General features: G+C 68.9%; 17 protein-coding genes and 1 pseudogene. 8 read left to right on the top strand and 10 right to left on the bottom strand.

The annotated features are described in order from the left end of the window. Positions 1-309 precede the first annotated feature (309 nt). The 6 genes from OHB00_RS26050 to OHB00_RS26025 form a co-directional block, all read right to left on the bottom strand. Entirely contained in the window at positions 310-825 is a 516-nt protein-coding gene (locus OHB00_RS26050; protein ID WP_406438017.1) for a DUF302 domain-containing protein, read from the bottom strand. A gap of 52 nt (positions 826-877) precedes the next feature. Further along, positions 878-1,756, bottom strand: coding sequence for an alpha/beta fold hydrolase (locus tag OHB00_RS26045; RefSeq protein WP_406438015.1), 879 nt, complete (start codon positions 1,754-1,756; stop codon positions 878-880). A 228-nt stretch (positions 1,757-1,984) separates the two neighbouring features. Next, entirely contained in the window at positions 1,985-2,335 is a 351-nt protein-coding gene (locus tag OHB00_RS26040) for a UBP-type zinc finger domain-containing protein (RefSeq protein WP_406438014.1), read from the bottom strand. Continuing rightward, positions 2,332-3,816, bottom strand: a complete 1,485-nt coding sequence (locus OHB00_RS26035; protein ID WP_406438013.1) for an ATP-binding protein — start codon at positions 3,814-3,816, stop codon at positions 2,332-2,334. Before OHB00_RS26035 ends, OHB00_RS26040 begins: the two co-directional genes overlap by 4 nt. Beyond that, on the bottom strand, positions 3,813-5,453 hold the full coding sequence (locus OHB00_RS26030; protein WP_406438011.1) for an FAD-dependent oxidoreductase: 1,641 nt from the start codon (positions 5,451-5,453) through the stop codon (positions 3,813-3,815). The genes OHB00_RS26035 and OHB00_RS26030 overlap by 4 nt, the downstream gene beginning before the upstream one ends. Positions 5,454-5,567: 114 nt before the next feature. After that, a complete protein-coding gene (locus tag OHB00_RS26025; protein ID WP_406438010.1) occupies positions 5,568-6,383 on the bottom strand; it encodes an oxidoreductase in 816 nt (271 codons plus the stop codon). A 139-nt stretch (positions 6,384-6,522) separates the two neighbouring features. Here OHB00_RS26025 and OHB00_RS26020 point away from each other — a divergent pair, with 139 nt between their 5' ends. Together OHB00_RS26020 and OHB00_RS26015 are read left to right on the top strand one after the other, a co-directional pair. Then, positions 6,523-7,146 carry a TetR/AcrR family transcriptional regulator gene (locus tag OHB00_RS26020; protein WP_406438009.1) on the top strand — a complete coding sequence of 208 codons (624 nt, stop codon included), beginning with the start codon at positions 6,523-6,525 and terminating at the stop codon, positions 7,144-7,146. Positions 7,147-7,344: 198 nt separating this feature from the next. Then, complete coding sequence (locus OHB00_RS26015; RefSeq protein ID WP_406438008.1) at positions 7,345-8,115, top strand: methyltransferase domain-containing protein; 771 nt, start codon at positions 7,345-7,347, stop codon at positions 8,113-8,115. Positions 8,116-8,331: 216 nt separating this feature from the next. Here the strand turns inward: OHB00_RS26015 and OHB00_RS26010 are convergent, their stop codons facing one another. Beyond that, entirely contained in the window at positions 8,332-8,610 is a 279-nt protein-coding gene (locus tag OHB00_RS26010) for a hypothetical protein (protein ID WP_406438006.1), read from the bottom strand. Between the two features lie 89 nt (positions 8,611-8,699). On the opposite strand from OHB00_RS26010, the gene OHB00_RS26005 reads away from it, so the two are divergent. After that, entirely contained in the window at positions 8,700-8,915 is a 216-nt protein-coding gene (locus tag OHB00_RS26005; RefSeq protein ID WP_406438005.1) for a hypothetical protein, read from the top strand. Between the two features lie 364 nt (positions 8,916-9,279). On the opposite strand, the gene OHB00_RS26000 is transcribed toward OHB00_RS26005, so the two are convergent. The 3 genes from OHB00_RS26000 to OHB00_RS25990 form a co-directional block, all read right to left on the bottom strand. Beyond that, positions 9,280-10,302, bottom strand: coding sequence for an NAD(P)H-binding protein (locus OHB00_RS26000; RefSeq protein ID WP_406438004.1), 1,023 nt, complete (start codon positions 10,300-10,302; stop codon positions 9,280-9,282). Positions 10,303-10,658: 356 nt separating this feature from the next. Beyond that, a complete protein-coding gene (locus OHB00_RS25995; protein WP_406438003.1) occupies positions 10,659-11,486 on the bottom strand; it encodes an alpha/beta fold hydrolase in 828 nt (275 codons plus the stop codon). A 104-nt stretch (positions 11,487-11,590) separates the two neighbouring features. Continuing rightward, a complete protein-coding gene (locus OHB00_RS25990; protein WP_406438001.1) occupies positions 11,591-11,878 on the bottom strand; it encodes a hypothetical protein in 288 nt (95 codons plus the stop codon). A gap of 136 nt (positions 11,879-12,014) precedes the next feature. Here OHB00_RS25990 and OHB00_RS25985 point away from each other — a divergent pair. The 5 genes and pseudogenes from OHB00_RS25985 to OHB00_RS25965 all read left to right on the top strand — a co-directional run. Next, positions 12,015-12,146: pseudogene (locus OHB00_RS25985) on the top strand (TetR/AcrR family transcriptional regulator); the annotation flags it as partial. A gap of 80 nt (positions 12,147-12,226) precedes the next feature. Next, complete coding sequence (locus OHB00_RS25980) at positions 12,227-12,424, top strand: hypothetical protein (RefSeq protein WP_406445985.1); 198 nt, start codon at positions 12,227-12,229, stop codon at positions 12,422-12,424. A 48-nt stretch (positions 12,425-12,472) separates the two neighbouring features. Further along, the gene (locus OHB00_RS25975; RefSeq protein WP_406438000.1) at positions 12,473-12,661 is read left to right on the top strand and encodes a hypothetical protein; all 189 of its coding nucleotides are present in this window, start codon (positions 12,473-12,475) and stop codon (positions 12,659-12,661) included. Positions 12,662-12,719: 58 nt separating this feature from the next. Next, positions 12,720-13,514, top strand: a complete 795-nt coding sequence (locus OHB00_RS25970; RefSeq protein WP_406437998.1) for a maleylpyruvate isomerase family mycothiol-dependent enzyme — start codon at positions 12,720-12,722, stop codon at positions 13,512-13,514. A gap of 224 nt (positions 13,515-13,738) precedes the next feature. Further along, a complete protein-coding gene (locus tag OHB00_RS25965) occupies positions 13,739-13,969 on the top strand; it encodes a hypothetical protein (protein WP_406437997.1) in 231 nt (76 codons plus the stop codon). Positions 13,970-14,151 lie beyond the last annotated feature (182 nt).

Here is a 14,151-nt window from a genome sequence, read left to right as displayed (position 1 = left end):
CGCCGGGGCGGGACACGGCCCGCCGCACCGCCGGCGCGCTACCCACCCCGAACGGAGACGCCACCCTCATGAACGCTGACGCGGTCGCGGTCACCGCGACCGCGTCAGCGTGTTGCGGGCGACCCCCTCGTCGCCATGGCGTTCGCCGGGCAAGCGACATCGTCGATCGAACTCGGCACCGCCGTCCTGCAAACCTATCCGTGCCATCCGCTGCTGCAGGCCAACCGTGCGGCATCCGTGGTGAACGCGATGGGCCGGCCGATGTCTCTAACCAGGTCAGACAGCGAAACGGTGCTGGAGTGCCAAGGGTCAGGCCGTGATCAGCTCCGGTGGTACCGGCAGTGCCATGAGGCGGAGCAGTTCAGCGACTTTGGCGTCGAGTTGTGCTCCGACCTCGGCGATGCGGGGATCACCGAAGCTGGCGAATTTGCTCGACGGCTGGTCGATGCTGATCTGTACGCGGCCGGAGGCGGTCTCGTAGATCGCGGTGCGCAGCGGGGCGTACAGGATGCTGCCGGGGTCGTGGCGGAACATGGTTTCCGCGATGACGTTGTTTCCCATCATGTAAGTCACGGCGCGCAGCCGGTGTCCCGACAGTCGCATCACCGGCATCGGATCCAGCGTCCAGTAGATGGCGAACGAATGAGGCGTGTGTGTGGCGATGTAGGCCTGCAACGCCGCGAGGTCGCCTGCGCCGGCCACCTCGGCGAGTTCGGCAAAGTCGATGGCGGGTATCAGCGATTCGTAGCGCCGGCGGACGTCGTCAAAGGTGTCCTCGGCGTCGATGACAAGGCGGTTGACCACGTGGGAGACGGCCTGAGTCATGGCGCTTCCTCATGTCCTGACGGGGATGGGCGGAGGTGCCGGTCGTCTGGGGTCAGGCCGCGCCGAGCAGGATCCGCGCCATCTCGTCGGGGCGCTCCAGTGCCGAGAAGTGGCCGGTGCGGGGCACGGTGATGCGGTGGACGTCCGTCAGCGCGTTGGCCACGCGGTCTCGCTCGGCGGGCTTGGACCAGTCGTTCTCGCTGTAGACGAGGGTGACGGGCGCCGACACGCGCGGGTAGCGCTCGCGGGCCCGGTCGAATCCCTTGAGGCTGCGGAAGATCCCTCGGCCCACCTTGTCGTAGCCCTTGCGACGGCCGCTCCTCAGCAGCTCGGTGATGAAGTCCTCGGGCAGCTTGGTCTTGTCGACGTAGCCGCCCTGCAGGATGGCCCGGAAGATCGGCCGGGGCTCCTGGGTGGCGAAGAAGGGGCCCAGCACGGGCATCCGCACGCTGGAGATGATGAGGCGGGCGATCAAGTTTCCGCGTTCGCCTCCTTGGGGGTAGTCGTAGCTGTTGAAGGCCACGACCCGGCTGACCCGGTCCTTCAGGTCGACCGATGCCGACAGGGACAGGGCGCCCCCGAGCGATTCGCCCGACAGGGTGACGTCGTGCAGGTCCAGTCCGCGGACGAACTCGACAACCGCGGCCCGCAGCTGCGGCTCCTCGTACTGGGCGCCGGGGACGATGTCGGACCATCCCATCCCGGGCAGGTCCAGCGCGTAGATCGTGTAGTGGTCCCACAGCAGCGGGATCACGCGCTGGAAGTAGTCGAGCTGGCCGCGCACGGTGTGCATCAGCACGAGGGCGGGGCCGGTGCCCACCGTGTAGTAGCGCAGCCGCGAGCCATCGGCCCGGGTGAAGAACCGCACCCCGCCGCGGCCGTTGCTCCAGGTTCTCGCGTACGCCGCGTCGGGAGACTCGTTGCGTTCCATGGTTCTGCCCTTTCAGGTAAGGAGAATGCCTCAATACGGGCATTCTCCTTATTTCGCCGACCTGTGAAGTTGATCAAGTGCAAAGAGGTGCGGTCGCCCGAAGTGTCCTGTCTCAGCGGCCCGCGAGGGCCGTGTCGGTGATCCGGTGGGGCGTCGGCCGGTCGCACGTCTTGGCCATGTCCCGCAGACCGGCGCGGATGTTCTGCAAGAGACCCTGGTCGGCCAGGCTCAGCGCAGCGTGTCCGCCCAGTTCGCCGGCACGCGCCCCGCCGGTCCCGGGGAGGGCTGGTCGGCAGGGTGGGCGTCCGGCGGAGCCAGGGCCGGACCGGACTCGTACAGCTCGGATGTCTCGTAGTTCCAGAACCAGGCCTCACCCGGCTCGTAACTGCGGATCACCGGATGGCCGGTGTCCCGGAAGTGGCCGGAAGCGTGCTTGGCGGGTGAGTCGTCGCAGCAGCCGATGTGACCGCACTGGGCGCAGCGCCGCAGATGGAACCACCAGCCGCCGTTGGCGTCGCACTCGACGCAGCCGGTACCGCTGGGCGGGACGCTGGGGTCGATTCCGGTGTCCTTGGTCATGAGGGCTCCTGGGCCGGGTCAGGGACGGCATCGGGCTCGGTGTCGGGGTCGGTGGCGGTGAGGGGGAGCAGCACCTGGAATCGGGTGTCGCCGGGTACGGACTCGACTTTCAGGTCACCGTGGTGCTTGTTGACGACGATCCGCCAGGAGATGTCGAGCCCCAGCCCGGTGCCCTCACCCACCGGTTTGGTGGTGAAGAACGGGTCGAAGATCCGGTCGCGGATGTCGGCCGGCACTCCCGGGCCCGTGTCGCGGAACTCCACGAGCAGCCGGTCGTGTTCGAGGGCCGTCCGTACGGTCAATGTCCCTTCGCCGCCCGCGCTCTTGATGGCGAAGACGGCGTTGTCGATCAGGTTGGTCCACACCTGGTTCAGTTCGGCCGGGTAGGCCGGAATCCTCGGCACCGAAGGGTCGTACTCCTTCACGACCTCGATCTGGGGACCGATCTTGCCCGACAGCATCAGCAGCGTGCTGTCGAGGAGTTCGTGGACATCGGCGACCTGATAGGGGGCGCGGTCCAGCTGCGAGTACTGCTTGGCGGCGTCGACGAGGTGCGAGATACGGTTGGTGGATTCCTCGATCTCGGACATCAACAGCTCGGCCTCGACCGTGTAGGTGAGCCACTCGATGGCACTCGGCAAGATTTCCTGCTCGACGACGGCCGCCGCGATCTGCTCCAGCCAGTCGACGTCGAGACCGCCCTGCACGAAGGTCGGCGCGATCTGCCAGCCGTTTGGCACACCGTGGTCGTCCAGCCAGTCGGCGAGTTCGTCCTCCCGGTCGGACGCTTCGAGCGGGCTCAGTGCCGGCGCCTTGGAGACCCGCTCGGCCGTACGCTCCTGGAGGTCGACCAGGGTCTTCAGGGCATCGCCGTCGTAGGGGCCCGAGGCGATGGCGCCGAGCTTGTTGCGCATGTGCGCGACCCGGTCCCTGAGCGAGGAGGTGGCCCGGACGGCCGCCGCGGCCGGGTTGTTGAGCTCATGGGTGAGACCCGCGGACAACGAGCCCAGCGCCAGCAGCCGTTCGCGCTGCCCGACGGCCCGCTGAAAGGTCTGCGAACCGAGGACGAGCCCCTCCAGGAGATGGATCGCCATCGGAAACCACTCGTGCATGAAGTTCGCGAACGCTTCGGCGGGCAGCACGAAGAACCGCGTCGGCTCCGACACCCGCAGCGAGTTGATGTACCGCTGCGGTTTCCCGTCCCCGACGTAGGCCCGCAGGGCCCCCGCGTACACCCCTGGCTGGGACGTGCGGCTCACCTCGATGTCGTCGCTGCCCACCCGGCGCGACATGACGACCGTGCCCTCGATCATCACGTAGAAGTCGGTCGCCGGGTCACCTTCGGTGAACACCGGCCCGGGGTCGAACAGTTCGACCCGTCCCTCCCCGCACAGCCTGCCGAGCTGCTCGGCGCTGAGCTTCTCGAACAGGAACAGCGAACTGATCTCCGCCGCGTCGCACGGCATCACCTGCCCGTTCACGACTGCTCCCGATACCGGTGTACGAGCATCACGGCCATGGCTCCCTCTCCGACGGCGGACGCGACCCGCTTGGCGGACTCCGCGCGCGCGTCCCCGGCGACGAACACGCCGGGGATGTTGGTCTCCAGGTGGTACGGCGGCCGGTCCAGCTCCCAGTCCGCCGGTGGCCGCCCGTCGGCGGTCAGATCGGGCCCGGCGAGGATGAACCCGCGCTCATCCCGCAACACGGTGCCCTCCAGCCAGTCGGTCAGCGGAGCCGCACCGATGAACACGAACAGCCACTGCGCGTCCACGAGTTCGGTCTGCCCGCTCACCGTGTCGCGCAACGTCAGCTGTTCCAGCTGGTTGTCGCCGTGCGCGGCCTCGACGACCGTGTGGGCCCGCACCGAGATGTTCGGCGACTGGGCGATCTGCTGGATCAGGTAGTGCGACATCGACGCGGTGAGGTCCGCTCCGCGCACCAGCAGGGTGACCGACTTGGCGCCCCTGGACAGGTACATCGCCGCCTGTCCGGCCGAGTTGGCGCCGCCGACGATGTACACGTCGTGGCCCTGGCAGGCGGCGGCCTCGGTGAGCGCCGAGCCGTAGAACACCCCGCGGCCCGACAACTCGTCGGCACCCGGCGCCTCCAGCTGCCGGTACGACACACCGGTCGCCAGGATCACGCTGTGCGCCGAGATCTGCGACCCGTCCGCGAACCGTACGAGCCGTGCCGCCCCGCTGCTCTCCAGTCCCGTCACCTCACGGGCGGTGAGGATCTCGGCGCCGAACTTCGTGGCCTGGCGTCGCGCCCGGTCGGTGAGCTGGCCGCCGGACACCCCGTCCGGGAAGCCCAGGTAGTTCTCGATCCGCGAACTCTGCCCCGCCTGCCCGCCGGTCGCCGACCGCTCCACGAGCACCGTACGCAGCCCCTCCGAGGCCCCGTACACGGCCGCGCCCAGCCCGGCCGGTCCGCCGCCGATGACGACCAGGTCGTAGAAGTCGGCCGTGGGTGTGGTCGCCAGCCCCACGTGCGCGGCCAGTTCGGGCACCTCCGGCTCGACGAGCGCCGTACCGTCCGCCGTGATCACCACCGGCAGCCGCTGCCCGTCCTGCCCCGCGGCCATCAGCAGCCGCTGCCCCTCGGGCTCCTCCGTGGAGTACCAGCGGTAGGGCACCTGGTTGCGGGCCAGGAACTCCCGCACGTCCGACGAGCGCGCCGACCACCGGTGACCGACGACCTTGGTGCTCGGCACCGGCCGGAAGTCACTGCACCGCCACGCCTCCAGCAGGTCGTCGAGCACCGGGTAGAGCTTCTCCTCCGGCGGGTCCCACGGCTTGAGGAGGTAGTGGTCGAGGTCGACGACGTTGATCGCGTCGATGGCCGCATCCGAGTCCGCGTACGCGGTCAGCAGCACGCGCCGGGCACCCGGGTAGACGTCCATGGCCTGTTCGAGGAACTCGATGCCGTTCATCTGCGGCATCCGGTAGTCGGCCAGGATCACCGCGACCAGATCGCCACGCAGCTTCAGCTCCCGCAGCGCCTCCAGCGCGGACTCGCCGGACTCCGCACGCACGATCCTGTACGAACCGCCGTATCGCCGCCGCAGGTCACGGGCGACGGCCCGGGACACCCCGGGATCGTCGTCCACGGTCATGATGACGGTCCGCGCGGCCTCCAAGAGCGGTCGGACGAGAGGTGGGGATGCCGGCTTCGGTGTCTCTGGTTCGAACATGTGCGTCTCCTCGGGCGCCGCCCCGTACTTGAGGGGTCAGCCGGCCAGTCGGTTGAGCTTGCGGATCTGTCCGTCGAAGGCGCGCGAGGGCACGATCCGGCGCAGGAGGCTGACGCGTTTGGCCATCGAGCCGGCGGTGTACCGGAGCTTGGGCCTGGAATCGGTGGCGGCCGCGACGATCACCTTCGCGACGACGTCCGGGCCGTCGGCGTTGCGCACGGCCGTGGCCAGCACGTCTCGGGAGACCTCCCGCTGTGCGGCGTAGACCGGCAGGGGCGAGTCGGGGGCCATGCTGCTCGCCTCGAAACTCGTCTTTGTGTAGGCCGGCTCGACCAGCAGCACCCGGACGCCATGCTCGCGAAGCTCGTGGTCGACGGACTCGGAGTAGCCCTCGACCGCATGCTTGGTGGCGGCGTAGACGGCCATGAAGGGGGCGGGGATCAGACCGAGTACCGAGGAGACGTTGATCACGCGGCCACCGCCCTGGGTGCGCATGCGGGGCAACACTGCGTTGGTCATCCGCATCACGCCGAAGACGTTGATGTCGAAGACCTCCTTGGCCTGGCTGGTCGAACTCTCCTCGCCGGCTCCGACCGCGCCCACGCCTGCGTTGTTGACCAGGACGTCGATCCGGCCGAACCGATCGATCACCTCCCCGACCAGCGCGCGGACCGACTTGTCGTCGGCCACGTCGAGATCGAGGAACGTCACCCCGGCGAGCGGCTCGGCCTTCGCCGCGTTGCGGCTCGTGCCGACCACCGTGAAGCCGGCGCCCACGAGAGCGAGCGCCGCCGCCCGCCCGATCCCGGAGGAGGCGCCCGTCACGAGGGCCACTCGGTGAGCTGTCTGCATGGTGGTTCCTTGGGTTGTGGGCATGGCTTCGTCGGGCGCTGTCCGGTGAGTTCAGGACGGTTGTTTACTGAACAGTCCGGAACCTACGCAGTTCTGTACTGACTTGTCAATAAGGGTGGGTCGGCTTTACCGTCTTTGTATGGCCAGACCACGAAGCTTTGACCGCGACCACGTCCTGCATGCCGCTGAGCGGCAGTTCCGGACCTCGGGCTACAACGGCACGAGCGTCGACGACATCAGCGCCGCCACCGGCCTGGGCCGCGGCAGCCTCTACGGAGCGTTCGACGGCAAACACGGCGTGCTGCTGGAGGCGATGTCCGGCTACTTCGGTCGGCTGGCGCAGGGTCCGCGGAAGATGCTCGACGGACCGGACGAGGGCGCCCTGGAACGACTGCACGCATACCTGCTCCGCGCCGTCCACGGGGTGCCACTCGCCCCCGACGTAGCCCCCGCCTCCGACCGGGCGGGGGCGGCCTGCTTCGCCGCCAAGATGGCCCTGGAGATCGGCGCCTCCGACCCCGAGGTGAAACGCCTGGCCAAAGAGTGCTTCTCCGTGGTCCGGGCGGCGGTGGCCGAGTGCGTGCGAGCGGCGCAGCGCAACGGCGACCTCGACCCCGACGCGGACCCCGACGACCTCGCGTACCTGCTGCTGACCGTCATCCGCGGCAGCGATGTCGTGGGAGCGTACGGCCACAGCCCCGAGCGCCTGACCTCGATAGCGGAGAGCGCGTTCGCCCTGCTGCCTCGCCCGCACCACCACTGACAAGGGCACGGCGCCGTCCGCGCCGTAGCGACGGCGTCAGCCCGCGTCCCGTACGGGCTGCAGCAGGCCCATCGACTCCCAATACCGCAGGACGTGCGTGCGAGACCCAACCGTGCCGCGAGAGCGCCGATACTCATCGCCCTCGCGCCGTTGTCTCCGCTCGACTTCATGTTGACATCAAGTCGGAGCCTGGCGTCCATGTCCAAGAACCAGGAAGCTGTGGAAAAGCACCGAGACACCGAGGCCATGCTGGCCCTCCTCGACGCGATGGACCAGATGCCGAGCGCAAGCCTGCTGCGGGCCCGCTCCTACGAACTGTTGTCTCTTGTCCCGGGCTCGTCTGTCGTGGACATCGGCTGCGGTGCCGGGCGGGCCGTCGCCGAGCTGGCCGAGCGTGGCGTCCACGCGGTGGGCGTGGATCCCGATCCGTGGATTCTGGCCGCGGCCCGGGAACGGTGGCCGGGGGCCGAGTTCTGGGAGGCGGGGGCGGAGGATCTGCCGTTCGCCGACGGAAGCGTGCGCGGCTACCGTGCCGACAAGGTCTTCCAATTTCTTCAGGAGCCGTGGCGCGCGGTGGCGGAAGCGCGGCGCGTCCTCTGCCCGGGCGGCAGGATCGTCCTGGTCGGGCAGGACTGGGACGCCATCATGGTCGACTCTGATGACGCGGCGCTCACCCGCACGATCGTGCACGCCCGTGCCGACCTCCTGGGCACGCCCCGCGCCGGCCGCCAGTACCGCAACCTGCTCCTGGACGGCGGCTTCAACGACGTCACCGTCGAGGTGCACACGAGCGTGTTCACCGATCCTGCGATGCTGTCGTTGGCCACCATGCTCTCCGAGGGGGCCTGCACGAGCGGTGCGGTCGGCCGCGGCCAGGCCGATGAATGGGTCGCCGAACAGCGCCGACGCGCCGAGGCCGGCCGCTTCCTCATCGCCATTCCGTTCTTCGTGGCTGCCGCCTCCGCCTAGAGAGCAGATGGAGCACGGGCTGCGGGAATCCGCTTGACCGGGGAACGGTGACCACGCCTGTCAGGCACTCGTGGCCGATACGGGTTTCCTTGGCCGGCTGGGGGTGGCCCCCTTCCGTGCGAGACGCCTGGGCATGAGGGTGATGACGGCCCAGGTGTTCAGGGTCTCAGTACTGGATGAGCCGTTCTCAGTCCCGGGCATGGCGGCGTGCGTGCATCATCCACGCGACGACCTGTCGACGCCCCGGCGGCGGGGCAGCATGACGAAGCCAGAGGCGTCCTTGGGGCGGCTGACCGGCTTGACGGTCAGGTTGAAGTGCTGTTTCGCCCGGTCGACGAGCTTTCCGGTGGAAGCGGGCGAGGGCCGGGCCGAGCAGATGCCCGAGGAGAACGCGGTGCTCGTCACCGGCCCCGTCGAACAGCCGGTCAGCTCGACGAGTTCACGGCGGGCCTCCGCCTGGTCGTCGAGTACGACGGCGACGATCCCGATCCGCACGAGCAGTGGCGCGACCTGGCGTCCGCGCCGGTCGCCGACGACGAGTACCGCGTGGTCACTCCGGCCGACTGATCACCGTCGCCCGCGCAGTGAAGGACAAAGGCGTCCCCGTCCTCGAGATCGCGAAGAAGCTGACCATCAAGACCGATAAGAACGCCGGGCAGCACCCCTCGGCCGCCTCCGTCTGCCGCGCGCTCGCCGAAGCCGAGGAGACCGGCGCCCCGGCCGGGCCGGAGATCATCGCCCCGCGCCGACCGACCCGCGTGGACCTCATCGGTCCGGAAGCGGCGCCACCGACGCGGTGAACACGGTCGTTGAACAGACCGAGGACCAGGCGAACGACGTCGCGGCCGCGCTGCTCGCGCACACCCGACACCAAGGGGAGCACGCGTGATCCCCTTGGTGTCGCACCGTGCGAAGGGCCCCGGGGGCACTCGGAGCCGAACGCCCTGGCCAGATCGGCCCGTTCGGCCGCTGGCCCGATCCCCGCGAGGAGGAGGGCCACGACGAGTCCCACGAGGAAGAACCGGCTCCGAAAGTTACTCGGGGTTTATTTGTCACCTGGTTCGCCGCACGTCAACAGCGCCCCGTGTTCGCCCGCCCCGACGCCTGAGAGCCACCCCTCAGGCTGGGGACTCCGGTGTGGCGTCATGTTCTGCTCCGGAGCGCTCACTGGCTCGGGGCACCCACCAGTTCGCGCAGGCGAGTGTTGTTCTGCAGCACCCACCGCATGGTCCGCGGTGGGCGCCCGAGCAGGGTTTCCAGTTGGTCGGAGACTTCGTCGTACCGCCCGCTGGCGATCAGACTGGTCTGGATCCTCAGGTGCGCCGCCACGTGCCGGGCCGTACCCGGATCGCCCAGGTCCTTCTGCAGGGCGGTCTCGTCGAGGAAGGTATCTTGCCAGGCCTCCAATTCCTCAGGGATGTAGGCGACCTGGCGTCCCAGCACGGCTGCGTAGTCCTCAGCGAACCCGTACATGTCCTTCAGCTCCGGGCCGGTGAGCGTGTAGGACTTCGAGATGTGCGGTGCGGGGTCGACCAGCGTCTTCACGCACACCTCTGCCACGTCGTGCACGGCGATGGGCGCGAGCCGCTGGTTGCCGAAGGGCAGGCGCAGTTCACCGTTGCTCAGCGGGCCCGCCAGCATCCAGGTCAGATGGGGGTTCTCGGCGAACAGGGTCGCACGCACGTTGACGGTCGGGAGGCCGGACCACTCCAGCACCCGCTCGCAGACCCAGTGCGCCCGCTGCTGCGGTGAAAAGTCCGTGACCAGTCCGCCGAGCCATGAACGCCGCTCCTCATCCGGTGCGGTCATCTTCTCGAACGTCATGTACGACTGCTCTTGGTTGGACATGTGCACGAAGGCCTCGATGTCGCCCTGCGCTCGCGCCGCCGTGGCCATCAAGGTGAGGGCATCGACGTAGTACGGCTGCGGGGTCATGCTGAAGTAGATGCGCTTGACACCCTTCAGCGCGGCGGCCACGTCCGCGAGTTTGAACAGGTCACCGACGAAGACCTCGGCCCCGGCCTCGCGCAGCGACTGCGCGCGTTCGTCGTCCCGTCGCACGAACGCGCGCACCGGGTGGCCCTGTTCGAGCAGCATGTCGATCATCACCCTGCTCACGCCACCGACATGACCGCCGGCGCCGGTGATCAGAATGGGATTGCGCTCCGACATTGTTGTGTCCTCCATCTGGTTGGGGTGGGTCGGCCGTTCAGGAAGCCGAAGATGTGAAGTCGTCCCAGACGGGCGAGGAAGTCGAGGAGTGTGGCATTGACCTCGGCGCGACGCTCCTGCTGCCTGCTCGCTGGGCATGACTGAAAGCCGTCTGGAATCTGATGGGTTTCCTCGCCGGTGAAGGTGAGGCGAGTGGGTGGCGGGCTGGGATCTCAGGGCTTCGAGATCATCGTGTGGCCGCTTTGGGGCTTGCCTCGGCGGTCTTCTGGAGGGCCGCGTCGGTGTCCGCGATGGCCAGCGTCTTGTTGATGTCGGCGCCGGCCAGTGCGCCGCCCGCTGCGGAGGCCCCGACCTGGGCGGGCGGAGGAGGGTCAGCTGTTCAGGAAGCCGAGGATGTGGTCGGCGACCGTCGTGGGCTGTTCGACGTGCGGGAAGTGCCCCGCGCCGGGTATGACGATGCGTTCGAGGCCGTTCGTGAACAGGTCGTCCATGCCGTCGCTCAACTCCACGGAAAAGCAGTTGTCGTCGGCACCGTGGAGGTAGAGCGACGGGACGGTGATGGCGCCGAAGGCCCGGGCTTGCAGGGATTGGGCCGCCTCGTCCGCGGGGGGCGTGAACAACTGGCGGTAGTAGCCCAGGATCTCGGTCAGGACTCCTGGAGCACCCAGGGTTTCCTTGAGCGCGGCACGCTCCGCGTCCGGCAGCTCGTAGCCGGGTGACCATTCCCGCCAGAGCCGGTCGATGAAGGCGAAGTCGTCGTGCGCGACGGCCGCCTCCGCCAGGGCTGTCTGGAAGAAGAACATGTACCAGCTGCGTCGCTGCTGGTCACCGTCGGTAACCAACGCGTTCAGCAGTTGACGGCCATGGGGAGCCGCCACGGTGACAAGCTTGCGGACACGCCTCGCGTCGAGGCTCGCAGCCCCGTACGCCGCCGCGGCTCCGAAGTCGTGGCCGATGAGATCCGCCTGCTCGCGCCCGAGCGCTTCGATCAGGGTCAGGACGTCCTGGCCGGTCGAGGCGATGCGGTAGGAGCCGTCGGGGGCCGCGCCGCCGGGCCAGTATCCGCGCTGTGCGGGCGCGACCGCCCAGTACCCTTCCTGCGCAAGGCGGTCGAGGACCCCTGCCCAGCTGGCGGCATGGTCGGGAAACCCGTGGAGGCACACAACGAGCGGCCCGCTGCCGGCCTCAAGGATCGGCACCTCCAGTCCACCTGCCTGAACCGTCCGATGCCGGACGCGGTCGGTCGTCTGGGACCCCCTGGCCGGGGAGTCCTCGCCAAAGGGCGGTCGCTGGGTCATCTGTGTCATGAGTTCAACCCCCAAGCCGCCTTCGCGGCGTCGCGGTCCGGCAAGCCCGGACCAAGTAGCACGTAAGCGGCGTAGGTGATCGCGTACGCGCTGAGCACCCAGCTCAGGTTCGACAGCGAGGCCTCGCGGACACCGCGGCCGACGGAGGACAGCCCGACGTTCGTGAGGTACAGATCCAGTACGGCGATGCAACTCGCCGTCGCCAGGATGGCGAGGATCAGACCGGGCCTTGCCGATCTGGAAGGCGTCGCAACGCCGAGCGGCGCGGAGGAGTTCAAAGACATGGGTTGCCCTCCATCGCGCCAGGCGTGCACGCAGCCGGTCCGGTGAGCTCAGCACGATTGTTTACTGAACAGTCCGAAACCTAGATAGTTCTGTACTGGGTTGTCAAATACGGTGGGTCGGCTTTACCTTCGGCGCATGGCCAGACCACGCAGCTTCGACCGCGACCACGTCCTGCATGCCGCCGAGCGGCAGTTCCGCACCTCGGGCTACAACGGCACGAGCGTCGACGACATCAGCGCCGCCACCGGCCTGGGCCGCGGCAGCCTCCCGCCGGAACCATGCCGGACGGCGAACCGGTCCACCAGCACGCCGGCCGAGGGCTCGACCACGGGGCCTGGGTGCCGCTGATGGTCATGTACCCGCTGGCCGACATCCCCGTACTACAGCTCAGCATGCCCACCCAGGATCCCGACCGGCTCCTCGACGTCGGCGCGCGGCTGAGGCCGTTGACCGACGAGGGCGTGCTGGTGATCGGCTCCGGCTTTATGACGCACGGGCTGCCGTTCATCACCCGTGCGATACTCGAAAGCCAAGTCCCGGGCTAGTCCGCCGACTTCGACGCCTGGGCTGCCGACGCCCTCGCGCGCGGCGCTGTGGACGAACTCGCCGCGTTCCGGACGAGGGCGCCCGGTACGCCGTACGCCCATCCGACCGTCGGCCACTACATCCCGCTGTTCATCACCCTGGGCGCCACCGCCGCGCACCCCGACCGGTCGGTGCGGACCACCGTCGAGGGGTACACGGTCGGCTTCTCCAGGCGCTCGTTCCAGACCGCCGTGTGACACCGACAGCCTTGTGACGACAACACCGAATCAGATCGCCTTCATTGGGGAAACGAACATGACCGAAGCCGCAGACCGGATCATCGAGGCCCTGCGCAGCGGGCACGACCACCTCGCCGCTGTGGTGCACAGACTCACCGCAGCCGATCTCACCCGCCCGTCCGGCGCGTCAGAGTGGGACGTCTCCCAGGTGCTCAGCCATCTGGGCAGCGGCGCCGAAATAGGCCTGGCCGTACTGGAGGGCGCGACGGGCGGTACGGGTGCCCCCGACGGCGACTTCAACAAGTCGGTGTGGGCCCGCTGGGACGCGATGCCCCCGGCCGAGCGCGCCGAAGGCTTCGTCACCGCCAACCAGGCGCTGGTCGAACGCTACGAGGGCCTCGACGCGGGGGCCCGCAGCGACCTCCGGATCGACCTCGGCTTTCTGCCCGCGCCAGTGGACGTCGCGACCGCGGCGGGGCTCCGGCTCAGTGAGTTCACCCACCACTCGTGGGACGTCGAGGCGGCCTTCGACCCGTCGACGACCCTGGCGTCCGCCGCGACCGGGCCGCTCCTCGACCAGGCCGGCATGATGCTGGGCTTCATCGGCAAGGCGGACGCCCTGGAGAACCGCCCCGTCGCCGTCGCGGTGCACACCACCGCACCCGAGCGCACTTTCGGTCTCTCGGTCGGCGAGACGGTCGCACTCACCGGCGAACCCGAGAACGCCGACGCCGTGCTGACGGCCCCCGCCGAGTGGTGGCTGCGACTCGTCACCGGCCGGCACGCCCCCGCCCACACCCCGCCCTCCGTGACACTCACCGGCGACACCGTCACCCTCGACGACCTGCGCAGGGTCTTCCCCGGGTTCTGAGCCCGGCGGCGCGGCAACGGGCACGGAAACACGCCCTGGCCTGCGCGTTTCACTTGGGGTCGTGTCCGGATCATTGGCGACAACGAGAAAGTGCCTTCCGACCTGGGACGATAGGGCTTGTCCAAGGCTTCTGTCGTCTCGCGGGGAAGGCACTTTCTGCGTGCTCACTGCCGGATCACGTTCCCGACTTGTCGTCTCGGCCGACGGTCGCGGGGTGGTCAGCCATGCCGGATCCCGTCTGCTGGCCGAATCCAGCCGAAGTCACCGGGCTGACCAGCGCCGTCACCTGCGCGTTGCGTCGGCTGCGGCCGCACGGCACGGGGCACGCCCCCGGCCGGGTGGCGGTCGACCTGGCCGTGATGCTCGCCGACGCCGACGAGACCAGCACTGACCTCGCTGTCCTGGGTGACCAGCGCGAGGTGTTCGGCCCGGTCGCCTCCACACCCACCGCCTGACGTCTTCTCGCCGACATCGGCCCTCCAGCACTGGCCGCCCTGCAAGAAGCCCAGGCCACCGCCGGTGCGGCACCCGTAGCCAGACCACGGTAGTCGCCACCCTCGACGCAGACCGGACCAGGCTCGTCGACCGCGGCTGCTACGACGCGTGGAGCGAGCAGCTCGGGTGAACCCCGATGTAC

Origin of the sequence: Streptomyces sp. NBC_00631, assembly GCF_045206895.1 — a bacterium.
Taxonomy (GTDB): domain Bacteria; phylum Actinomycetota; class Actinomycetes; order Streptomycetales; family Streptomycetaceae; genus Streptomyces.
The sequence above is the reverse complement of the archived record's forward strand: the minus strand, read 5'-3'. Positions and strand labels throughout refer to the sequence as shown.